The organism is Paraburkholderia gardini (assembly GCF_907164545.1).
GTDB classification, from domain to species: domain Bacteria; phylum Pseudomonadota; class Gammaproteobacteria; order Burkholderiales; family Burkholderiaceae; genus Paraburkholderia; species Paraburkholderia gardini.
This window is the reverse complement of record NZ_CAJQZB010000024.1, coordinates 36824-57932: the sequence shown is the minus strand read 5'-3', so window position 1 is coordinate 57932 and position 21109 is coordinate 36824. Positions and strand designations below refer to the sequence as shown.

The 21109-nt window shown below is 63.8% G+C and carries 20 protein-coding genes; 10 read left to right on the top strand and 10 right to left on the bottom strand.

The window, feature by feature from the left end; all coding sequences use genetic code 11:
* The first annotated feature begins 44 nt into the window (after positions 1-44).
* On the top strand, positions 45-893 hold the full coding sequence (trxA, locus tag LPA37_RS17410; RefSeq protein ID WP_228976863.1) for a thioredoxin: 849 nt from the start codon (positions 45-47) through the stop codon (positions 891-893).
* 105 nt (positions 894-998) lie between these two features.
* Here the strand turns inward: trxA and tcdA are convergent, their stop codons facing one another.
* On the bottom strand, positions 999-1880 hold the full coding sequence (gene tcdA / locus LPA37_RS17405) for a tRNA cyclic N6-threonylcarbamoyladenosine(37) synthase TcdA (protein ID WP_228976862.1): 882 nt from the start codon (positions 1878-1880) through the stop codon (positions 999-1001).
* A gap of 299 nt (positions 1881-2179) precedes the next feature.
* Here tcdA and pdxH point away from each other — a divergent pair, with 299 nt between their 5' ends.
* Positions 2180-2818 (top strand): pyridoxamine 5'-phosphate oxidase, encoded by a 639-nt coding sequence (gene pdxH, locus LPA37_RS17400; RefSeq protein WP_228976860.1) that lies wholly within the window; start codon positions 2180-2182, stop codon positions 2816-2818.
* Positions 2819-2968: 150 nt separating this feature from the next.
* Positions 2969-4183: an SAM-dependent methyltransferase gene (locus LPA37_RS17395; protein ID WP_228976858.1), complete on the top strand. Its 1215-nt coding sequence runs from the start codon at positions 2969-2971 to the stop codon at positions 4181-4183.
* Positions 4184-4241: 58 nt separating this feature from the next.
* Here LPA37_RS17395 and msrA read toward each other — a convergent pair whose 3' ends face one another.
* The gene (msrA, locus tag LPA37_RS17390; RefSeq protein WP_228976856.1) at positions 4242-4790 is read right to left on the bottom strand and encodes a peptide-methionine (S)-S-oxide reductase MsrA; all 549 of its coding nucleotides are present in this window, start codon (positions 4788-4790) and stop codon (positions 4242-4244) included.
* Between the two features lie 242 nt (positions 4791-5032).
* Here msrA and LPA37_RS17385 point away from each other — a divergent pair, with 242 nt between their 5' ends.
* On the top strand, positions 5033-5542 hold the full coding sequence (locus LPA37_RS17385) for a flavin reductase family protein (protein WP_228976854.1): 510 nt from the start codon (positions 5033-5035) through the stop codon (positions 5540-5542).
* Positions 5543-5644: 102 nt separating this feature from the next.
* Here the strand turns inward: LPA37_RS17385 and LPA37_RS17380 are convergent, their stop codons facing one another.
* Positions 5645-6154 carry an Lrp/AsnC family transcriptional regulator gene (locus LPA37_RS17380; protein WP_228976853.1) on the bottom strand — a complete coding sequence of 170 codons (510 nt, stop codon included), beginning with the start codon at positions 6152-6154 and terminating at the stop codon, positions 5645-5647.
* 130 nt (positions 6155-6284) lie between these two features.
* On the opposite strand from LPA37_RS17380, the gene kynB reads away from it, so the two are divergent.
* The 3 genes from kynB to kynA all read left to right on the top strand — a co-directional run bounded on the left by kynB (position 6285) and on the right by kynA (position 9182).
* On the top strand, positions 6285-6920 hold the full coding sequence (gene kynB / locus LPA37_RS17375; RefSeq protein ID WP_229013200.1) for an arylformamidase: 636 nt from the start codon (positions 6285-6287) through the stop codon (positions 6918-6920).
* Positions 6921-6994: 74 nt separating this feature from the next.
* The gene (gene kynU / locus LPA37_RS17370) at positions 6995-8245 is read left to right on the top strand and encodes a kynureninase (RefSeq protein WP_228976849.1); all 1251 of its coding nucleotides are present in this window, start codon (positions 6995-6997) and stop codon (positions 8243-8245) included.
* Positions 8246-8255: 10 nt separating this feature from the next.
* Entirely contained in the window at positions 8256-9182 is a 927-nt protein-coding gene (gene kynA, locus LPA37_RS17365) for a tryptophan 2,3-dioxygenase (protein WP_229013199.1), read from the top strand.
* An 85-nt stretch (positions 9183-9267) separates the two neighbouring features.
* On the opposite strand, the gene LPA37_RS17360 is transcribed toward kynA, so the two are convergent.
* Positions 9268-10200 (bottom strand): AraC family transcriptional regulator, encoded by a 933-nt coding sequence (locus tag LPA37_RS17360; protein ID WP_228976845.1) that lies wholly within the window; start codon positions 10198-10200, stop codon positions 9268-9270.
* A 683-nt stretch (positions 10201-10883) separates the two neighbouring features.
* On the opposite strand from LPA37_RS17360, the gene dalD reads away from it, so the two are divergent.
* From dalD to LPA37_RS17345, 3 genes are all read left to right on the top strand, one after another.
* On the top strand, positions 10884-12278 hold the full coding sequence (gene dalD, locus LPA37_RS17355; protein ID WP_229013198.1) for a D-arabinitol 4-dehydrogenase: 1395 nt from the start codon (positions 10884-10886) through the stop codon (positions 12276-12278).
* 145 nt (positions 12279-12423) lie between these two features.
* Positions 12424-13905 (top strand): xylulokinase, encoded by a 1482-nt coding sequence (gene xylB, locus LPA37_RS17350; RefSeq protein ID WP_229013197.1) that lies wholly within the window; start codon positions 12424-12426, stop codon positions 13903-13905.
* Positions 13906-14049: 144 nt separating this feature from the next.
* Entirely contained in the window at positions 14050-15033 is a 984-nt protein-coding gene (locus tag LPA37_RS17345; protein ID WP_228976839.1) for a sugar-binding transcriptional regulator, read from the top strand.
* Positions 15034-15145: 112 nt separating this feature from the next.
* Here the strand turns inward: LPA37_RS17345 and LPA37_RS17340 are convergent, their stop codons facing one another.
* The 6 genes from LPA37_RS17340 to LPA37_RS17315 all read right to left on the bottom strand — a co-directional run bounded on the left by LPA37_RS17340 (position 15146) and on the right by LPA37_RS17315 (position 21088).
* Entirely contained in the window at positions 15146-16255 is a 1110-nt protein-coding gene (locus LPA37_RS17340; protein WP_229013196.1) for an ABC transporter ATP-binding protein, read from the bottom strand.
* Between the two features lie 65 nt (positions 16256-16320).
* On the bottom strand, positions 16321-17010 hold the full coding sequence (locus tag LPA37_RS17335) for an HAD family hydrolase (protein ID WP_228976834.1): 690 nt from the start codon (positions 17008-17010) through the stop codon (positions 16321-16323).
* Positions 17007-17870: a carbohydrate ABC transporter permease gene (locus LPA37_RS17330; protein WP_407672546.1), complete on the bottom strand. Its 864-nt coding sequence runs from the start codon at positions 17868-17870 to the stop codon at positions 17007-17009. The genes LPA37_RS17335 and LPA37_RS17330 overlap by 4 nt, the downstream gene beginning before the upstream one ends.
* Positions 17867-18802, bottom strand: coding sequence for a carbohydrate ABC transporter permease (locus tag LPA37_RS17325; protein ID WP_407672545.1), 936 nt, complete (start codon positions 18800-18802; stop codon positions 17867-17869). Before LPA37_RS17325 ends, LPA37_RS17330 begins: the two co-directional genes overlap by 4 nt.
* A 113-nt stretch (positions 18803-18915) precedes the next feature.
* Positions 18916-20238, bottom strand: a complete 1323-nt coding sequence (locus tag LPA37_RS17320) for an ABC transporter substrate-binding protein (protein WP_228976830.1) — start codon at positions 20236-20238, stop codon at positions 18916-18918.
* A gap of 67 nt (positions 20239-20305) precedes the next feature.
* On the bottom strand, positions 20306-21088 hold the full coding sequence (locus LPA37_RS17315) for an L-iditol 2-dehydrogenase (protein ID WP_229013195.1): 783 nt from the start codon (positions 21086-21088) through the stop codon (positions 20306-20308).
* Between the last annotated feature and the right edge of the window lie 21 nt (positions 21089-21109).

Here is a 21109-nt window from a genome sequence, read left to right as displayed (position 1 = left end):
ACGTCCCCATTTTCCCCCGAGACAGTTTTTCCGACGAGGATGCAATGGATACCACGCTAGCCACCTTTGAAAAAGACGTGATCGCAGGCTCGACGCTGGCACCGGTGCTGGTCGATTTCTGGGCGCCGTGGTGCGGCCCGTGCAAGACGCTCGGGCCGATGCTCGAAAAGCTCGAAGCCGAATACGCGGGCAAATGGACGCTCGTGAAGGTGAACGTCGATGAAAATCAGGAACTCGCCGCGCACTTTCAGGTGCGCAGCATTCCGCACGTCATCGCGTTCGCCGATGGCCGCCCGGTCGACCAGTTCGTCGGCGTGCTGGCGGAAGGCCAGCTGCGCGAATTTCTCGACCGCCTGGTGCCGGATTCCGCGGATGCCGAACGCAATCACGCGCAGATCGCCATCGCTGAGGGGCGTCTCGAAGAGGCGCACGATCACCTGAAAGCGGCGCTCGCATTCGATCCGGGTTACGACGATGCACGCCTCGACCTGATCGAACTGCTGCTCTCGCAGAACCGCTTCGACGAGGCGCGCAACGAAGTCGATCTGCTGTCGCCGAAAACAACGCAGGGCATCGACGCCCGCTTCAACGCGATCAAGACGCGACTCGACGCAGTGGACGCCGCCGCCGACCTGCCGCCCACCGACGCGCTCGAAACACGTGTCGCCGCACAACCGGACGATCTGGAAGCGCGTTTCGATCTGGCGAGCGCCTTCATCGCGCGACGCAAGTACGCCGAGGCGCTGGAGCAGCTGCTCGTGATCGTGCAGCGAGACCGCACGTTCCGCGAGGACATCGGCCGCAAGACGATGCTGTCCGTGTTCGATCTCGCGGCGCATCAGCACGAACTCGTCGCACAGTGGCGACGCAAGCTGAGCGCGGCGCTGAACTGATCGTCCGCGCCTGCGCGCTTGCGTTCAGCCGGCACGATGAAAAAACGCGACCCGCGGGTCGCGTTTTTTGTGCGTGCGGTGCGCGCGGGCGCTTCGCGCCGCGGGCTATTTCCCGTTTGCCTGCTGGGCGAGCGCGCGCAGCACATGCGCGACCGCGGCGAATCCGAAACTCGCCGTCACGCACACGCTCGATCCGAAACCCGCGCAATTGAGACCCACCGGCCCGGTGTGTCCCGGCGACGTCGTGACGTGCTCCGCTTCCTCGTCGATATCGCAGACGGCGGCTTCCGGATAGATCAGCGGCTCGTCCGAATACACGGCACTCACCTTGAACTTCGCCTTCGGGCCGCGCGGAAAACCGTGCTGCTTGCGCAGTTGCGCGCGCACTTTCGAGAGCAGCGGGTCCTGGATCGTCAGCGCAAGATCGTCGATACGGATGCGTGTCGGATCGAGCTGGCCGCCCGCGCCGCCGACGGTGACAAGCGGCAGCTTCTGCTCGACGCACCAGGCGATCAGCGCGGTCTTCGTGCGCACGCTGTCGATCGCATCGACGACAAAGTCGAAACCGCCGCCGCCCAGCACCGGCGCGAAATTGTCCGGCTCGATAAAGTCCTCGACGAGACGCACGTCGCACCGCGGATTGATTGACCTGATGCGCTCCGCCATCGCTTCGACTTTCGGCTTGCCATAGTTGCCGTCGAGCGCGTGGATCTGCCGGTTCGTGTTGCTTTCCGCGACGTTGTCGAGATCGATCAGCGTGAGCGTCCCGATGGCGCTGCGTGCCAGCGCCTCGGCAGCCCACGACCCGACGCCGCCGATGCCGATCACCGCCACATGCGCCCGTTCGAACGCCGCCAGCGCCGGCGTGCCGTACAGCCGCGCGATGCCGCCGAAACGCCTGGCGTGACCGGCGGATTCACTGCCGTCGATGCCGGTAGTAACATCGGATAATGCGTCGGAAGGAGCGGTGGCGTGCGGCGTGGACATGATCGGGGACCTGACGGATACGGGCTTCTACCTGCTTGCACGGCTTGAAGCTGGCTTGATATGACTGATGCGCGGCCATGCCTCGGCTGGACAGCGCAGCCCGTATTCTGCCTGAACATCTGCTTTCAGGTCGGCGGCCGGAGGCACGCCTGCCTGTGGATGCGGCGTCGCCGCGTTGGCGGCAACCATCTGCATGGGACCGGAGTAAGCGCTAAAGCGCTATCTCTGGTCGACAGGACGCAGCGCAGATTTTTCGTTCCTTCGCTATACTGACCCCACTGTAGCGCTCGCATAAGAACATGACGACCCTCGCCGAACTCCGGAAGAATTACTCACTCGGTTCGCTGGACGAAGCCGATGTCGACCGCGACCCGATCCGCCAGTTCGACAGGTGGTTCGCGCAGGCACTCGACGCAAAGCTCCCCGAGCCGAACACGATGACACTCGCGACCGTCGACGGTCACGGCCGCCCTTCGGCGCGCATCGTGCTCATCAAGGGCGTGGACGAGCGCGGCTTTACCTTCTTCACGAATTACGAAAGCCGCAAGGGCCGCGCGCTTGCGGAGAACCCGCGCGCCAGCCTGCTCTTTTACTGGATCGAACTCGAGCGCCAGGTGCGTATCGAGGGCACCGTCGTCAAGACGAGCGAAGCCGAAAGCGATGCGTACTTCGCGTCCCGTCCGGCCAGTTCGCGCATCGGTGCCTGGGCATCCGAACAGAGTCAGGTAATTGAAAGCCGCACCGTGCTCGAAGCACGCGAGCGCGACTTCAGCGAACGCTTTGGCGATGATCCGCCGCGTCCGCCGCACTGGGGCGGTTACCGGCTCATACCGGACGCTATCGAATTCTGGCAGGGACGGCCGTCACGTATGCACGACCGTCTGCTATTTACGCGCACCACCGCTGGCGACTGGCAAATCGCGCGGTTGTCGCCTTGACGTCATAACGAATGCCGGTGCGTGGAACGCCCTCGCCGGGCGGCCGCGTCGACAGGCCGGATCGCGTGGTCATGCGGCATCGGAGGCACGCCGCGACATGCAGCGATCCACAGGCTTTGCTTTGATTTCATTGGACACGGGAGACATCACATGTTCTGGGAGAAGAAGCTGGCGCAGTGGGCAGAAGATGTAAGAAGCACGGCCAACCTGCCGGCACGTCTCGTGCTGTGGGACGGCCAGCAGCACGACTTTGGACAGTTCGCCGCGCCCCGGGTCACGCTGCACGTGAAAAGCGCGACGGCGTTGCCCTATCTGCTCGAACCGAGCCTCGACAATCTCGGCGAGGCGTACGTGAAGGGCAAGATCGACATCGAAGGCAAGCTGTCGGACATCATCAACATCGGCTATTCGCTCGCACGCAGCACGGTGACCAGCGCCGGCAAGCTCGCGCGCGTGCGACGCTACTTCAGTCACTCGAAAACGTCCGACAAGAAAGCGATCCAGTATCACTACGATGTCTCGAACGAGTTCTATCAGCTCTGGCTCGACGAGAACATGGTGTACTCATGCGCGTACTTCGAGAACGGCAATGAGGACCTGGCCACCGCGCAGATCAAGAAGATCGATCACATCCTGACGAAAATCCAGTTGCAGCCGGGCCAGCGTCTGCTCGACATCGGCTGCGGCTGGGGTGCGCTCGTGCTGCGCGCCGCGCAGAAGTTCGGCGCGAAGTGCACCGGCGTGACGCTGTCGCAGAACCAGTTCGATCTCGCGACGGCGCGCGTGAAAGCCGCCGGGCTCGAAGACCAGATCGAAATCCGCCTGCAGGATTACCGTGACATCGAAGGCCAGTTCGACCGGATCACGAGCGTCGGCATGTTCGAACACGTCGGGCGCAAGAATCTGCCGGGCTATTTCCAGAGGATCCACGATCTGCTCGTCGACGACGGCATCGCGATGAATCACGGCATCACGTCGACCGACTATGACAGCGGCGAAACGGCGCTCGGTGGCGGCGAGTTCATCGACCGCTATGTGTTTCCGGACGGCGAGTTGCCGCACATCAGTCTCGCGCTCGAAGCGATGCAGCGTGGCGGGCTGGAGGCGGTCGACGTCGAAAGCCTGCGCCGGCACTATGCGCGCACACTCGATATCTGGGCCGAGAATTTCGAAACGCATGCGGACGCCGCGCGCAGTCTCGTCGACGACGAGAAATTCCGCATCTGGCGCGTATACCTGGCGGGTTGCGCATACGCGTTCGAAAACGACGACGTCTCGATCTTTCAGGTGGTCTGCCGCAAGGCCGGTCGCAGCGCGAAAACGCTGCAGTGGTCGCGGCGATACATGTACGACAGGCCGCAGTGATGCGCTGACGCGGGCGCCGTGACAGGTCTGGGCCTGTCACGGGCAACCGTGCCGGAGATTAGCTCGCCTTGATGCGGTGCGCGAACTTCTGGCGGAATTTCGCGACCTTCGGCGCGACAACGAACGCGCAATAGCCCTGGTCCGGATGCTGCGCGAAGTAGTTCTGGTGATACGCCTCGGCCGGCCAGTAATTGCCGTCGAGCGGCAGTACCTGTGTGACGATCTTGCCGTCGTAAATGCCTTCGGCGGCGATCTCGCGGATCGCCTGTTCCGCCACCTCACGCTGTGCATCCGCGTGAGTGAAGATCACCGACCGGTATTGCGTGCCGACATCGTTGCCCTGGCGATTCAACTGCGTCGGATCGTGGATCGCGAAGAAAATATCGAGAATCTCGCGATAGCTGATCTTCGACGGATCGAAGTCGACCTTCACCACTTCCGCATGGCCGGTGTCGCCGTCGCAGACCTGCTCGTAGGTCGGCTGGTCGACCTGACCGCCCGCGTAGCCCGATTCCACGGCGTTCACGCCGTCGACACCCAGGTAGACCGCTTCGAGGCACCAGAAACATCCGCCGCCGAGGATGGCGGTTTCGCTTGCCTGACTCATGCTGACCACTCCTTACTCAATGCCGCGCCGTACGTGCCGCCCGCGCAGCGATTCCGGCGGAATCTGTCCAGCCTGGCGGCTTTTGCGTATGCCGGCAGAGGTGCGCGGCTGGCCTGCCCGCGATTCCGATAGAATTGGGGCAATTCGCCAATTTTCTACATGACTTTCGAATCAATTTTTCCTGCCCGGCGCGCTGTACCGTCCACACCGCTCGCACTGCCCGCATCCGGAGCCCTCGTCCGATGAAACCCGCGAGCCCGCCCAATTTCGACCAGGATGCGTTCAGGCGCGCACTCAGCCAGTTCGCCACCGGCGTCACGGTGATCACCACGCGCGCGCCGTCCGGCCAGCTCATCGGCATCACCGCCAGTTCGTTCAACTCGGTTTCGATGACGCCGCCGCTAGTGCTCTGGAGCCTCGCGACCCGCTCGGCTTCGATGCCGGTGTTTCGCGAGAACAGTCATTATGTCGTGAACGTGCTGGCGGCGTCACAGCTCGACCTGTGCAAGCGCTTCGCCACCGTCAAGGGCGACCGCTTCGAAGGTGTCTCGCACGCGGCCGGCGACTCCGGCATGCCGGTGCTCGACGGCGCGATCGCATGGTTCGAGTGCCACAACCGCAGCCGCTACGAAGAAGGCGATCACGTGATTTTCGTCGGCGAAGTGGAGCGTTGCGGTTTCACCGACCAGACGGGCGAAACCCAGCCGCTTGTGTTCCAGAACGGCAGCTTCCACTCTCTCGGACCGCTCTGAGCGCCGTGGGCGCCGGGCCTGCCAGCCTGGTCGCTGCAAACGCAGGACCCAGACGAACCCCCGCCCGCCCGCACGAGGATGCCGCTCCTGCCATCGCGGCGGTTACTTCGCCGTTGCCACGCCGGCGCTTGCGCCTGATACCAGTTCGACCGGCACGCCCGAATCTTCCTTGAGCGTCTGCAGCACGATGTTCGAACGGATATCCATCACGCCGGGCGCCTTGTACAACCGGCTCAGCACGAAGTCCGAATAGTGCTTGAGGTTGTGCGCCAGCACGCGCAGCACATAGTGGCTCTCCCCCGTCACGACGAACGCGCCGACCACCTCCGGCCAGTCCCGCACCGCCTCCGCGAAACGCTCGTGCCAGTTCTCCTGGTCGTTGCGCATCGATACCTGCACGAACGCTTCCAGCTCGAAGCCCAGCACCTCGCGGTTCAGGCACGCCCGATAACGTTCGATGACGCCCTGCTCTTCCAGCAGACGCAACCGCCTGAGACAGGCGGAAGGGGACAGCGAAATCCGTTCTGCCAGATCGAGGTTGCTGATCCGTCCTTCATGCTGCAGCACCGCCAGGATACGGCAATCGGTGGCGTCGAGCGAGATCGCGTTCATATTCGGTCTCCCTTTCCCATTTATCTCAAATTATGTTCCAGGACAGGCCAAAGAAGGTGATTTTTTCGCAATCACATTTCGCGGGGTCGCGCCTATCATTTCAGGATTGGATCGATATGACGATGGAGACATGAACAGACTCTGGGATATCACCCCGCCGGTCGACCCCGCCACGCCCGTCTGGCCGGGCGATACGCCGGTCGGCATCGAGCGTGTCTGGCGCATGGAAGCCGGCTCGCCGGTGAATGTTGCGCGGATGACACTGTCGCCGCATACCGGCGCCCATACCGACGCGCCGCTGCACTACGACGCCGTAGGCGTCGCGATCGGCGCCGTGCCGCTGGATGCGTATATCGGCCGGTGTCGCGTGATTCATTGCATCGGCGCCGCGCCGCGGGTCACGCCCGCGCACATCGCCGCCGCACTGGACCAGGGTGAAACGCTGCCGCCGCGCGTGCTGCTGCGCACCTACGAGCGCGCGCCGGTCACCGCATGGGACAGCGCGTTCTGCGCGGTGGCCCCGGAGACGATCGACCTGCTGGCTTCGCGCGGCGTCCAGCTGATCGGCATCGACACGCCTTCGCTCGATCCGCAGGAATCGAAGACGATGGACGCCCATCACCGCGTCCGCGCGCACCGGATGGCGATTCTCGAAGGCATCGTGCTGGATGCCGTCGAAGAAGGCGACTACGAACTCATCGCGCTGCCGCTCAAATTCACGACACTCGATGCGAGCCCGGTACGCGCCGTGCTACGTGCTCTTTGAACGCTTGAATCCGATGGATCGCGTTTGGGCGCACCGCGCGCTAACTCATCCGAATACCCTTTGACTGGATCATCATGAATACCCGTGAAGAAGCCGTGGCGCTGGACAGCGCCGACCCGCTCGCCGCATTGCGCGACGAATTCGCCTTGCCCACCGCGACGATCTACCTCGACGGCAACTCGCTCGGCGTCGCGCCGGCCGCCGCGGCACAGCGCGCGCAGACCGTCATCGCCGCCGAATGGGGCGAAGGCCTGATCCGCAGCTGGAACAGCGCCGGCTGGTTCGCGTTGCCGCGACGGCTCGGCGACAAGCTCGCGCCGCTGATCGGCGCGGGGGAAAACGAAGTGGTCGTCACCGATACGATTTCGATCAACCTGTTCAAGCTGCTGTCCGCGGCGCTGCGCCTGCAGCACAGTCGCGATCCGAAGCGTCGCGTGATCGTATCGGAGCGCTCGAATTTCCCGACCGATCTGTATATCGCGCAAGGTCTGATCGAACAGCTCGACCGCGGCTACGAACTCCGTCTGATCGACGATCCGTCGGAGCTGCCCGCCGCGCTCGGCGACGACACGGCCATCGCGATGATCACGCACGTGAACTACCGCACGGGCTACATGCACGACATGCCCGCGTTGACGAAGATGATCCACGACGCGGGTGCGCTTGCGCTCTGGGATCTCGCCCATTCGGCCGGCGCGGTGCCGGTCGATCTGAACGGCGCGAACGCGGACTATGCCGTCGGTTGTACGTACAAGTATCTGAACGGCGGGCCCGGCTCGCCCGCGTTCGTGTGGGTCGCGGAGCAGCATCAGAACGCGTTTTCGCAACCGCTTTCGGGCTGGTGGGGACATCGCGCGCCGTTCGAAATGAACCCCACGTACCGTCCGGACGACGGCATCGGCCGCTTTCTGTGCGGCACGCAGCCGATGGTTTCGATGGCGCTCGTCGAATGCGGTCTCGACGTGTTCCTGCAGACCGACATGCAGGCGATCCGCAAAAAGTCGCTGGCGCTGACGGATCTCTTCATCGCACTCGTCGAGTCACGCTGCGGTGAATTTCCGCTGACGCTCGTCACGCCGCGCGAGCACGCGCAGCGCGGCTCGCATGCGAGCTTCGAGCATCCGAACGGCTACGAAGTGATGCAGGCGCTGATCGCACGCGGCGTGATCGGCGATTATCGCGAACCGCACGTGCTGCGGTTCGGCTTCACGCCGCTCTATACGCGCTACGTCGACGTATGGGACGCGGTCGAAACGCTGCGCGACGTGCTCGCGAACGAAACCTGGCGCGCGCCCGAATTCGCGACGCGCGGCGCGGTGACCTGAGGAGCACGCAATGACCGATCACATGCAGTTGCCCGGCGACGAACCCTCGCAAGGCTGTCCGTTCGGACATGGCACGACCACGAGCGCCCATGCACCCCACGTTCCACCATCCAGCGCCGAAGGCTGGCACGACGCGCAACTCGATTTCTCGAAGTCGATGAGTTACGGCGACTATCTGTCGCTCGGATCGATCCTGTCGGCGCAGCATCCGCTTTCGCCGGATCACAACGAGATGCTGTTCATCATCCAGCATCAGACAAGCGAGCTGTGGATGAAGCTCGCGCTCTACGAACTGCGCGGCGCGCTCGCCTCCGTGCATGGCGACAGACTGCCGCCGGCGTTCAAGATGCTCGCACGCGTATCGCGCATCCTCGAACAGCTCGTGCAGGCGTGGAGCGTACTCGCGACGATGACGCCCTCTGAATACACCGCGATGCGGCCTTACCTGGGCGCGTCGTCCGGTTTTCAGTCGTATCAGTACCGGCAGCTGGAATTCCTGCTCGGCAACAAGAACGTGCAGATGCTGAAGCCTCACGTGCATCGCCCCGATGTGCTCGCCGAAGTGCAGGCCACGCTCGAAGCGCCGTCGTTCTATGACGAAGTGATCCGTCTGCTCGCGCGCCGCGGTTTCGCGATCGATCCGGTGCGGCTCGAACGGGACTGGACGCAACCCACCACGCACGACGCATCCGTCGAAGCGGCATGGCTCGAGGTGTATCGCAATCCATCGCAGCACTGGGAACTGTACGAGATGGCCGAAGAGCTGGTCGATCTGGAAGACGCGTTTCGCCAGTGGCGTTTCCGGCACGTGACGACCGTCGAGCGGATCATCGGTTTCAAGCAGGGCACGGGCGGCACGAGCGGCGCGCCGTATCTGCGCAAGATGCTCGACGTCGTACTGTTTCCGGAACTGTGGCACGTGCGCACGGTGCTTTGAAGCGGCGCAGTAACGCTTCAGCGTTCGCAGCGCGCGCCGGCCGGTGTCTGCGGGAGCGTCGCCGGATCGTGTGAGGTGAGCACGGTCACCCGGCGGCAAACGACGCCACTGTTTCAGCGGGCCTCGCCGGCGGTGCTTCCGGCCCCACGGCGCTTGCGGCATTGAGCTGCTGGTACGCGCGGAACTTCGACGGCGGCATCCCTTTCAGCAGCAGGAACTGGCGGTTGAAATTCGACAGGTTGTTAAAGCCGACCTGATAGCAGATATCGGTGATGCTCAATTCGTCCGACATCAGCAGCTGGCACGCCATGTTGATGCGCAGACGGTTGACGTACTGCACGAACGGCAGGCCGGTATGGCGGCGAAAGTAACGCGAGAACGCGCTGACGCTTTGTCCGGCAAGCTGCGCGAGATCGGCTTCGCGCATCGGCTGCGCGAGGTTCTTGCCGATATACGCCAGCGCGTGATTGATGCGCGTCGATGCATAGCCCGACGGATCGGTTTGCCAGGCCGCGCTCGCAAGCGTCCTGCGCCCGGTGCATTGCGCGAGCAGTTCGAGCAGTTGCAGGAACAGCGTGATGCGCCGGAAGCCATGCGCGTGGAGCAGTTCCGTCAACACGGGCTTCGCGGCCTCACCGGCGGCTTCGTCGAACAGCAGGCCCGAGCGCGAATCCTCGAGCATCGTTTCGATGTGCCTCAACTCGGGAAACGTATCGATGCACTTCGCGATGAAATCGGCGCCGAACTGCAGCACGAGACAGCGCTGCTCGACGGTCTCGCCGCGCGGCACTTCGCTGACCCAGTTGTGCGGGAGATTCGGGCCCGTCATCACCAGATTGCCCGGCGCAAAACTGCCGATGTAATCGCCGACGAACACCTTGCCCGTCGTCGCGGTGATCAGGTGAATCTCGTATTCAGGGTGAAAGTGCCAGCGCACGGTGCGATATGGATAACCGTGCGACCACACCTTGAACGATTCGTCGCGGCGTACGGCTACCAGTTCGAGATCGGGTTGCACGGAGCCCTCCTGATGACGTCGCGTGCGCTTCATGCGGCAGCAGCCGCATGCAAACTCCGTTGCAGGCGGGGGACGGCCTTCGATGCCGGTGCGATCGCGATCATCCCGTGTCTTCCTCCATTGGACGTTGGGCGCCCGCGACCTGTGCGGGTGCCTCCTGCACAGTGCGCCGCGACACTTCATCTTGTATAGCGAAAAGTAGACGTCAACCGCGTTTCTATCCACTCAAAATGAAACCGTTTACCGATACTTTTTTGCATCGGGGTAAGCACTGACCCGCAAAAGGTCAAATTTGATGCACCGCAGCAGCCAGAGTCTGGCGGCTGCGTTGGCGCACTGCACACCGCTACCGGCAACGCGCGAAAAGCCTTTCACGCCGCGCTGCGCCACAGAAAGCGCCTCGCATTGCCTTGACTTTCGATTCGCCGGATACGATCATTCGTTCACACACAGAGCAAATGATCTCTCATCGAGAAAAGCGCACGCTCAAAGACGTGCGCGCCAGTACAGCAACCATCTTGCATGGGACCGGAGTAAGCGCTTTGCACCAACTCTGGTCGACCGCAATAACTTGCATGGGACCAGAGTAAGGCGCTAAAGCGCCAACTCTGGTCGACCGCAATAACTTGCATGGGACCAGAGTAAGGCGCTAAAGCGCCAACTCTGGTCGACAGGAGACGAGTATGAGCAGCGACGCGAACGTCCAGGTGATCCTGCACATCGGCGCGGGATCGTTTCACCGCGCACATCAGGCGTGGTATCTGCACCGGCTCAACGCAGCGCGCGCGGCCGGCGAGCCGCAGTGGTCGCTGACCGTCGGCAATATCCGTGGCGACATGAACGCCGTGCTGGAGGCGCTTGCCTCGCAGGACGGCGTCTACACGCTCGAAACCGTCACGCCGCACGGCGAGCGTGCGTACGAAACCATCCGCTCGATCGAACGCGTGCTGCCGTGGTCGGCCGATCTCACCGGGCTCGTCGAAGCCGGTTCCGATCCGGCCTGCAGGATCATCGCGTTCACGGTCACCGAAGGCGGCTATTACCTCGACGAACACGACCACCTCGACACCGCCAACGCCGATCTCGCCGCCGACCTCAAAGGCGGCCGCACGACCATCTATGGCGCACTCTCAGCGATCCTCGAAGCGCGCATGAAACGCAATGCAGGCCCCGTCACGCTGCAGTCGTGCGACAACCTGCGCAGCAACGGCGAGCGTTTTCACGCGGGCATGAGCGAGTTTCTCGACCGGCGCGGCGACGCGACGCTCAAAACCTGGTTCGACGCGAACACGAGCTCGCCGAATTCGATGGTCGACCGCATCACGCCGCGCCCCACGGACGACGTCCGTGAACGCGTGCTCGCCGCAACCGGCTTCAACGACGCCTGCCCGGTGATGGGCGAAGCGTTCATCCAGTGGGTGATCGAAGACAACTTTCGTGCGGGGCGTCCCGCGTGGGAAAAGGTCGGCGCGGAACTGGTCGAATCGGTGCTGCCCTACGAGGAAGCGAAGATCCGCATCCTGAACGCGACGCACAGCTGCATCGCGTGGGCGGGGACGCTCGTCGGGCTGCGCTATATCCACGAAGGCACGATCGACACCGATATCCAGAAGTTCGCGTACGACTACGTCACGCAGGACGTGATCCCGTGTCTCACGCCGAGCCCGCTCGACCTCGAACGCTATCGCGATGTCGTGCTGGAACGCTTCAGCAATCCGTTCATCCAGGACACGAACCAGCGCGTGGCCGCCGACGGCTTTTCCAAGATTCCCGGCTTCATCGCGCCGACGCTTGCGGAATGCTTCACGCGCGGCGTCGAACCGGCGGCCACCGCGATGCTGCCCGCGCTGTTCTTCCGCTTCCTCGACCGCTGGCAGGCTGGCAAGCTGCCGTACGCATATCAGGACGGCGTGATGGACGAGAGCGTCGCGCGCGGTTTCTTCGCCGCGCCGGACCCGCTACAGGCGTTCTGCGCCGACCGTCTCCTGTGGGGCAGCATGGCGCAGACACCGAAGCTCGAAAACGCGCTGCGGGCTGCCGTGGGCCGCGTCGATGCGTGGCTCGCAAAGCGGGGCTGACGACGCGCGATCGACGGATCGACACAACAGCACGTGGTGAAACACCGTCTCGAGGTGCATGCACGCGAGCCAGGTCTAATGCGCATGGCGACGGCCGCCGTGTGCGGATAAAGTAGCGCATCCCAATGACGAAGGTTCCGCGCCCATGTATCTCGGCATCGACCTCGGCACGTCCGAAGTAAAAGTCCTGCTGCTCGCACCCACCGGGCGCGTGATCGGCACCGCGGGCTCACCGTTCACCGTTTCGCGTCCGCATCAGCGTTGGGCCGAGCAGAATCCGGCCGACTGGTGGGACGGCACACGCGCCGCGCTCGCCGCGCTGCGTGCGCGTCATCCCGACGAATTCGCGCAGATTCGCGGCATCGGCCTGTCGGGCCAGATGCACGGCGCCGTGCTGCTCGATGCTGAAGATCGCGTACTGCGCCCGGCGATCCTGTGGAACGACATGCGCAGCGTCGACGAATGCGGCGAGCTGACCGCACGCGCGCCCGAGCTGCATCGCATAGCGGGCAATCTCGCGATGCCCGGCTTCACCGCGCCGAAGCTGCTGTGGGTACAGCGGCACGAACCTGAACGCTTCCGCAAGACGGCCTGCGTGCTGCTGCCGAAGGATTACCTGCGTCTGATGCTCACCGGCGAGAAAGTGTCCGATCCGTCGGATGCGGCCGGCACGCTGTGGCTCGACGTCGCGAAGCGCGACTGGTCGGACGCGTTGCTCGCCGCGTGCGACATGCGTCGCGCGCAGATGCCGCGGCTTGCCGAAGGCAGCGCGCCATCGGGCACGTTACTGGCGCAGGTGGCACGCGAATTCGGTCTGCAGGATGGCGTCGTGGTGGCGGCCGGCGGAGGCGACAACGCGACCAGCGCGATCGGCATCGGCGCGATCCAGCCGGGCGACGGCTTCGTGTCGCTCGGGACGTCAGGCGTGCTGTGCGTGGTCGGCGACCGGTTCCGGCCGAACCCTTCATCGGCGGTACACGCGTTCTGTCATGCGATTCCTGATCGCTGGCATCAGATGAGCGTGGTGCTCTCGGCGGCAAGCTGTCTGCGCTGGGTCTGCAAGCTCACATCGACCGACGAGCCGACGCTGCTCGCCGAAGTCGCCGCCCTTCCGCACGACGCGCTCGCTACCGCGCCGCTCTTTCTGCCCTATCTCTCGGGCGAACGCACGCCGCACAACGACCCGTACGCACAGGGCGTGTTCTTCGGCATGACGCACGCGACCGATCGCGCGCTGCTTGGCTACGCCGTGCTCGAAGGCGTGACGCTCGCGCTCACCGATGGCCTCGACGCGCTGCGTGCCGCCGGCACCGAAGCGCGCGCGCTGTCGCTGATCGGCGGCGGCGCGCGCAGCAACTACTGGGCGCAACTGCTCGCCGACGCGCTCGACACACCGACGCGCAAGCACGGCGGCGGTGAAACCGGCGCGGCACTCGGCGCGGCCCGGCTCGGCTGGCTCGCAGCCGGCGGCGATCCAGCGACCGTGCTGACGAAGCCGCCCGTCGAAATCGAATTCACACCGGACCCCGCACGGCATGCCGCGTTGCGCGCACGGCTCGACGCGTACCGCGCGCTCTACCGGCATGTGCGGCCGCTCTTCGATCCGGCGCGCGCGCCACTGGCGTGAGCCATTGATGTGCGCGCGTCCGGCGTCTGGACACGCAACTGGTTTTAGAAAGACGACTGCTATCATCGGCGCGCGACCGATTTCCGTTCGTCGCCGCACCGAACCCTGTCACGCGGCGCAAGCCGCTCACGTCAAAGATCCATCGTGTCCAGGTCTACCGAAAAACTCGATCTCGCCACCCGCGCCGCGTGGCTCTATTACGTCGCGGGCAACACCCAGAACGAGATCGCGGAAAAGCTTCAGGTGTCGCGCCCGGTCGCGCAGCGGCTCGTCGCGTTCGCGGTCGAAAAGAACCTGATTCGCGTGCGCGTCGATCATCAGCTGGCCGACTGCCTCGCGCTTGCCGACCAGCTGTCGAAGCGCTACGGGTTGTCGTTCTGCGAAATCGTCCCGGTCGACGACGACACGCCCGAAGAGATCGACCGCAAGCTGGCCGTCGCCGGCGCGCAGGTGATGGAGCGCTATCTGCTCGAGGAAAAGCCGATGATCGTCGCGGTGAGCAGCGGGCGTACGCTGAAGGCCGCCGTCGACCAGATCGCGCAGCTCGACCGGCCGCAGCACCGGCTGGTGTCGATGGTGGGCGCGATCGCGCAGGACGGCTCGTCGAACCGCTACGACGTCGCGCTGCATATCTCCGAGAAAACCGGCGGCAAGCACTTTTTGCTGCCCGCGCCGCTCATCGCCGATAACGAAGCCGAGCGCGCGCAGTGGGTCAATCACCGGCTGTATCGCATCGTCGAATCGCTGTCGGGGTCGGCGGATGTCGCGTTTGTCGGAATCGGCAATATCGGGCCGGACTGTCCGCTGCATGAGGACGGGTTCATCACGTCGGCCGAAGTGAAGGATCTGGTTCAGCGCGGCGCGGTGGCGGAAATGCTGGGGCTGCCGATCAGCGCATCGGGCGCGCGGGTCGTCTCGCCGACCGGCAATCGCGTCACGAGCCTCTATCTGGATTCGCCGCCGAAACGGCCGACGATCGGCTTCGCCGGCGGCGAGCGCAAACGCGATGCGGTAATCGCGGCGTTGAAGGGCGGCTGGCTGTCGGGTCTGGTGACCGACGAGCGCTGTGCGCGCGCGGCGCTGGAAGAGGGAACACAAGAGGCGGCCAAAACCGGCCGCAAGCGCTAACGCAAAAAAAGCCGCGCCGCCGGGGAGACAGCAGACGGCGCAGCAGTCAGTTGCCCGTTCAGGTCTTGCAGCGCGGCTGGAGTGAACACCGCGCTGCAGGCACCCCGAAGCGTCAGGCCGCCAGCACTTCGATGATCTTGCGCTCGAACGCCTGACCGTCAGCATCGAACAGATGGCAGTGATCCGGCGTGGCGCCCAGCTTCAACGTCTCGCCACGTTCATGGCGCTCCAGCGGCGGAATACGCGCGATGACGCCATCTGGTGCCACGCTCGATTCGGCATACAGATACGCCGCATCGCCGAGCGATTCGATCGCCATCGTCTTCACCGAAACACCGTATTCGCCCGAATTCACGTGCGTGTGTTCAGGCCGGATACCGACCGTCACCTTGTCGCCCTCCTTCACCTTCGAAGGCTCGACGGCCACGCGCTGCGTTTCGCCCGTGTCGTAGCGCACCGTCACGCCCTCGGCTGTCACCGACTGCACGGTGCCTTCGAAGAAGTTCATCTTCGGCGAACCGATAAAGCCCGCGACAAAACGGTTCGCCGGCGCGTGATACAGGCGGTTCGGGCTGCCGACCTGCTCGATGTTCCCCGCCGACAGCACGACGATCTTGTCGGCGAGCGTCATGGCTTCGACCTGATCGTGCGTCACGTAGATCATCGTGGTCTTCAGTTCGTCGTGCAGGCGTGCGAATTCGAGGCGCATCTTTACGCGCAATGCCGCATCGAGATTCGACAACGGTTCGTCGAACAGGAACACTTTCGGCTTGCGCGTGATCGCGCGGCCAATCGCGACGCGTTGACGCTGGCCGCCCGACAGCTGCTTCGGCTTGCGGTCGAGCAGATGGTCGATGTGCAGGATCTTCGCTGCGTTGCGTACGGCTGCGTCGATTTCCGGCTTTTTCGTGCCGGCGAGTTTCAGGCCGAAGGCCATGTTGTCGTACAGCGTCATGTGCGGATAAAGCGCGTACGACTGGAACACCATCGCGATGCCGCGTTTGGCCGGCGGAATGTCGTTCACGCGCACGCCGTCGATGTTCAGGTCGCCGCTGCTGATGTCCTCGAGGCCGGCGATCATGCGCATCAGCGTCGATTTTCCGCAGCCGCTCGGGCCGACGAATACGACGAACTCGCCGTCCGCGATGTCGAGGTTGATGTTGCGCATCACTTCGGTTTCGTCGTAGCGCTTCGCGATGTCGCGCAGGGTCAGGCTTGCCATGATGTGTCTCCCGATGGTGCTGCTGGTGCTTCCACTTTCACGTTAATCGTGCGCGCCGCTTCGCATCAATGCGAGCCGATGGCGACGCGCTCCATCCATTGTGTGACGAATACCGGCAGTTGTCGCATGTCGTCGAACACATGTACCGCACCGGCTGCGCGCAGCGCCTCGATTTGCACCTCGCTCGCGTGGCCGCCGCCGATAAAGCCGATCACCGTCATGCCGGCCGCGTTCGCCGCGCTCACGCCAGTCACGCTGTCTTCGACGACGAGACATGCGTCCGGCGTCAGATTCAAACCGCGCGCGGCCGCCAGATAGACGTCAGGCGCGGGCTTCGGGTGCGCCACGCTGTCGGCGCAAAACACGCGCTCGCCGAAAAATTCGACGAGCCCGGTACGCGCCAGCACCGCCTGCACGTAGGCCGTGTTGCTGTTGCTCGCACAGGCCTTGCGCAGCGCAATCTGCCCAAGCGCCGCGACGATGCCCTCGACGAGCGGCGCTTCCATCGCGCCGGCGCTCACCGCTTCGCGGATTGCTTCGATATCGGCGGCGCTCAGCGTGCGCTCGAGACGCGCGGCCGTCGCATCGAGCACGTGCTCGGTGCGCATGCCGAGCAGCGGCATCACCACAGGCGCGACATCCGCGTCGGGCCAGCGCGATTCCAGCTCGTGCACGAGCATCCGGGCGGCGATCGCTTCACTGTCGATCAGCACACCGTCGCAATCGCAGATCAGCGCGTGAGTCGACACGGTCATTTGACCGCCCCGAACGTCAGGCCGCGTACCAGCTGCTTCTGCGACAGCCAGCCGACGATCAGGATCGGCGCGACCGCCAGCAGCGAAGCCGCCGAGAGCTTGGCCCAGAAGAGGCCTTCAGGACTCGAATACGAAGCGATGAAAACCGTCAGCGGCGCGGCGTTCGAACTCGACAGGTTGATGCTCCAGAACGCTTCGTTCCACGACAGGATCACGAGCAGCAGCGACGTCGACGCAAGACCTGGCAATGACATCGGCATCAGCAGATAGACGATTTCCTGCCACGTCGCCGCGCCGTCGATCCGTCCTGCTTCGAGAATGTCGCGCGGTATTTCAGCGAAGTACGTGAACGACATCCAGACCGCGATCGGCAGGTTGATGAGCGTATAGACGATCACAAGGCCGGACACCGTGTCGAGCAGTCCGGTGTCTTTCCACAGCAGATAGATCGGCACCAGCACGCCGACGGACGGCATCATCTTCGTCGACAGCATCCACAGCAGCACTTTCTGCGTGCGGCGCGTCGGGAAGAACGCCATCGCGTACGCGGCCGGCACGGCGAGGATCAGGCACAGCACCGTCACGCCCACGGAAATCAGGATCGAATTCCATGCGAACGCAAAGTAATTGCTGCGCGCGAACACCTCGCGAAAGCTGTCGAGCGTCGGCGTGAAAAAGAGCGACGACGAATACGCCTGCTGCTCCGTCTTGAACGCGGTGATCGTCATCCAGAAGATCGGGAAGAACAGCAGCAACGCTATGAACCATGCGAGGATGCCGGGGATGCTGCGTCGAAGCTTCGCCATCGGCGAATTGATCGACGAAGCAGGTGCAGCGGAAGTGGCAGCAAGCTGGCTCATTTTTCGTACTCCCCTTTCAGGTTCTTCGCGAGCATACGCACGAGGAAGATCGACACGATATTCGCCAGCACCACCGCGAGAATCCCGCCAGCGGAAGCCAGCCCGACGTCGAACTGCTGAAGCCCGAGCGAGTAGATCAGGTACGACAGATTGGTTGTCGCCGTGCCCGGACCGCCACCCGTCGTCGTATAGATTTCAGCAAAGATCGACAGCAGGAAAATCGTTTCCATCATCACCACCACCGCGATCGCGCGTCGCAGATGAGGCAGCGTGATGTAGAAGAACATCGAGATCGGGCCGGCGCCGTCGATACGCGCCGCTTCCTTCTGTTCCTGATCGAGCGACTGGATCGCCGTGAAGAGAATCAGGAACGCGAACGGCAGCCACTGCCACGCGACGATCATCACGATGGCGGTCAGCGGATAGTTGGCGAACCAGTCGACCGGCGTGAGACCGATCGCGCGCATGCCTTGCGCGACGAGACCGTACACCGGATGCAGGATCATGTTCTTCCAGATCAGCGCGCTGACCGTCGGCATCACGAAGAACGGCGCGATGGCGAGCAGACGCGCCACGCCCATGCCGTAGAACTTGCGGTCGAACAGCACCGACATCAGGATTCCGCCGACCACGGTAATGATCAGCACCGAGCCGATCAGCTCCAGCGTGATCAGGATCGACGGTCCAAAGGCCGGATCGGTGGCGAGATACTTGTAGTTGTCCAGACCCGCGAAACCCTTCAGATCGGGATTGAGCAGGTTGTAGCGCGAGAACGAAAACCAGATCGTCATCGCGAGCGGAATCACCATCCACAACACCAGAACGGCAACCGATGGCGAAACCAGCCAGCGTGCGGACGCCGCCTTGCGGGTCTCGCGTTCCTTTTCGGTCTGGGGATGAACTTGCATGAGAGGAAGGCGCAGATGACGCATGATCGGACCACCTGTCTGGTAGTACGCGGGCTGCAGGACACCGGCAGCCCGCTGAGCTGCTGCGTTCCGGCTGACGCGTGAACGTCAGCCGGCGCTTTGACCGCGGGTTACTTCTACTTCTGGTAACCCGCCTGACGCACGGCGCGATCGGCGGTTGCCTGACCGGCTGCGAGCGCCTGATCGACCGTCATCTGGCCTGCTATGGCACCCGAGATGCTCTGGCCGACCACCGTACCGAACGACTGGAACTCCGGAATGCCGACGAACTGCACACCGGTGTACGGCACGGGCTTCGCGGTCGGATGATTCGGGTCCGCCGTTTCAATTGCCTTCAGCACGAAGCTCGCGAACGGCGCGGCCTTCTGGTACTCGGGACGCGCATAGGTCGACTGACGCGTGCCCGGCGGCACCGATGCCCAGCCTTCATCCTTCGCGACGAGCTCGATGTACTGCTTCGAGGTCGCCCACGAAATGAACTTCTTCGCGGCTTCCTGCTGCTTCGACGACTTCGGAATCGCCAGCGCCCACGACCACAGCCAGTGCGAACCGTTCGGCGTGACTTCCGTCGGCGCCGCGGCGAAACCGATCTTGTCGGCGACCTGCGACTGCGACTTGTTGTAGAGCATGCCGGCCGCGACCGTCGCGTCGATCCACATCGCGCACTTGCCCGAGGACATCAGCGTCAGGTTTTCGTTGAAGCCATTCGAGCTGGCTCCCGGCGGGCCGTCTTTCTTCAGCAGGTCGACGTAGAAGTTCACCGCCTTCTTCCATTCCGGCGACGTCAGCTGCGCGTGCCACTTTTCGTCGAACCAGCGGCCGCCGAACGTGTTGACGAGCGTTGTCACGTACGCCATGTTTTCGCCCCAGCCCGCCTTGCCGCGCAGACAGATGCCGTATGTGCCGCTGGCCTTGTCGGTGAGCTTGTCGGCGAACTCCTTGATCTGGTCGTAGGTCGGCTGGTCGGGCATCTTCAGGCCCTTCGCCGCGAACAGGTCCTTGCGGTAGAACGTCATCGAGCTTTCGACGTAGAACGGCAGCGCGTACAACTGGTTGTTGTACGACAGGCCGTCGCGCGCGCTCTTCACGACGTCGTTGAGATCGTAGTCGGCGGAGAGGCCCGAGATCGGCGCGAGCCAGCCGCGCTTGCCCCACTGCGGTGCTTCATACGTGCCGATCATCATCACGTCGAACTGGCCGCTGTTGGTCGTGATATCGGTCGTGGCGCGCTGGCGCAGCACGTTTTCCTCGAGAATCACCCAGTTCAGCTTGACGTCCGGATTGGCCTGCTCGAAGTTCGACGAGAGCTTCTTCAGTTCGATCATGTCCGGGTTGTTGAGGGCTGCGATCGTGACGGTCGCGGCCGATGCGTTCAACGCGGCACACGCGGCCGCACTGGCGCCGAATAGCTTGAGCGCGGTCTGCAAGGCGGGTTTCATGGTTGTCTCCTTCTGGATTAGTCGTTCTTCGTGTGATGCTTCTGGCGGATGGGTACAGCGTGCTGGTTCAGCTCATCCAGTTGCCGCCGTCGACGTTGAGCGTCTGGGCGGTGATGTAATCGGCGTCGGCGGAGGCCAGGAACAGCGCCGCGCCGGTCAGGTCGTCCGGCACGCCCATGCGGCCGAGCGGCACCGCTTCGCCGACAAGACGCTTCTTCTCGCCGGGCTGACGGTTTTCATAGCGTGCGAAGAGGGCATCGACCTCCGTCCACATCGGCGTATCCACGACGCCCGGTGCAATGCCGTTCACATTGATCTTGTGCGGCGCGAGTGCGAGCGCGGCGGATTGCGTATAGCTCAGCACGGCGGCCTTGGTCGCGCAGTAATGCGACACGAGCGCCTCGCCGCGGCGGCCTGCCTGCGACGACATGTTGATGATCTTGCCGCCCTGCCCCTGCTCGACCATCTGCTGCGCGACCCGCTGCATCAGAAAGAACATGCCCTTCACGTTGACTGCGAAGAGACGGTCGAACACATCCCAGGATTCGTCGAGGATCGGGCGCATGTCGAAAAGCGCCGCGTTGTTGAAGAGAATGTCGATGCGGCCAAAGCGCCCGAGCGTAGCCGACACGATGCGCTCGATGTCGTCGCGCCGCGTGACGTCGGCGGAAACCGTCAGCACGCGCTCGCCGTGGCTTTGCGTCAGCGCCTGCGCGAACCCGCTCGCGGGCTTCACGTCGACGAGCACGCAGCGCGCGCCTTCGTCGAGATAGCGCCGGGCCACTGCTTCGCCGATTCCGCTGCCTGCACCAGTCAGGATCGCCACTTTGTCCTGCAATCGCGCGTTCAATGCTGTCTCCTGTCGACCAGA

Bases quoted from the DNA above. Each gene is read 5' to 3' on its own strand.
- LPA37_RS17380 (WP_228976853.1), bottom strand. From the start codon at position 6,154: ATGAACGCGATCTCGCTCGACGCCACCGATTGCCGTATCCTGGCGGTG.
- LPA37_RS17330 (WP_407672546.1), bottom strand. From the start codon at position 17,870: ATGAGCCAGCTTGCTGCCACTTCCGCTGCACCTGCTTCGTCGATCAAT.
- msrA (WP_228976856.1), bottom strand. From the start codon at position 4,790: ATGAGTCAGGCAAGCGAAACCGCCATCCTCGGCGGCGGATGTTTCTGG.
- LPA37_RS17385 (WP_228976854.1), top strand. From the start codon at position 5,033: ATGAAACCCGCGAGCCCGCCCAATTTCGACCAGGATGCGTTCAGGCGC.
- dalD (WP_229013198.1), top strand. From the start codon at position 10,884: ATGAGCAGCGACGCGAACGTCCAGGTGATCCTGCACATCGGCGCGGGA.
- tcdA (WP_228976862.1), bottom strand. From the start codon at position 1,880: ATGTCCACGCCGCACGCCACCGCTCCTTCCGACGCATTATCCGATGTT.
- pdxH (WP_228976860.1), top strand. From the start codon at position 2,180: ATGACGACCCTCGCCGAACTCCGGAAGAATTACTCACTCGGTTCGCTG.
- LPA37_RS17335 (WP_228976834.1), bottom strand. From the start codon at position 17,010: ATGACCGTGTCGACTCACGCGCTGATCTGCGATTGCGACGGTGTGCTG.
- LPA37_RS17325 (WP_407672545.1), bottom strand. From the start codon at position 18,802: ATGCGTCATCTGCGCCTTCCTCTCATGCAAGTTCATCCCCAGACCGAA.
- kynA (WP_229013199.1), top strand. From the start codon at position 8,256: ATGACCGATCACATGCAGTTGCCCGGCGACGAACCCTCGCAAGGCTGT.
- LPA37_RS17340 (WP_229013196.1), bottom strand. From the start codon at position 16,255: ATGGCAAGCCTGACCCTGCGCGACATCGCGAAGCGCTACGACGAAACC.
- kynU (WP_228976849.1), top strand. From the start codon at position 6,995: ATGAATACCCGTGAAGAAGCCGTGGCGCTGGACAGCGCCGACCCGCTC.
- kynB (WP_229013200.1), top strand. From the start codon at position 6,285: ATGAACAGACTCTGGGATATCACCCCGCCGGTCGACCCCGCCACGCCC.
- xylB (WP_229013197.1), top strand. From the start codon at position 12,424: ATGTATCTCGGCATCGACCTCGGCACGTCCGAAGTAAAAGTCCTGCTG.
- trxA (WP_228976863.1), top strand. From the start codon at position 45: ATGGATACCACGCTAGCCACCTTTGAAAAAGACGTGATCGCAGGCTCG.
- LPA37_RS17320 (WP_228976830.1), bottom strand. From the start codon at position 20,238: ATGAAACCCGCCTTGCAGACCGCGCTCAAGCTATTCGGCGCCAGTGCG.
- LPA37_RS17395 (WP_228976858.1), top strand. From the start codon at position 2,969: ATGTTCTGGGAGAAGAAGCTGGCGCAGTGGGCAGAAGATGTAAGAAGC.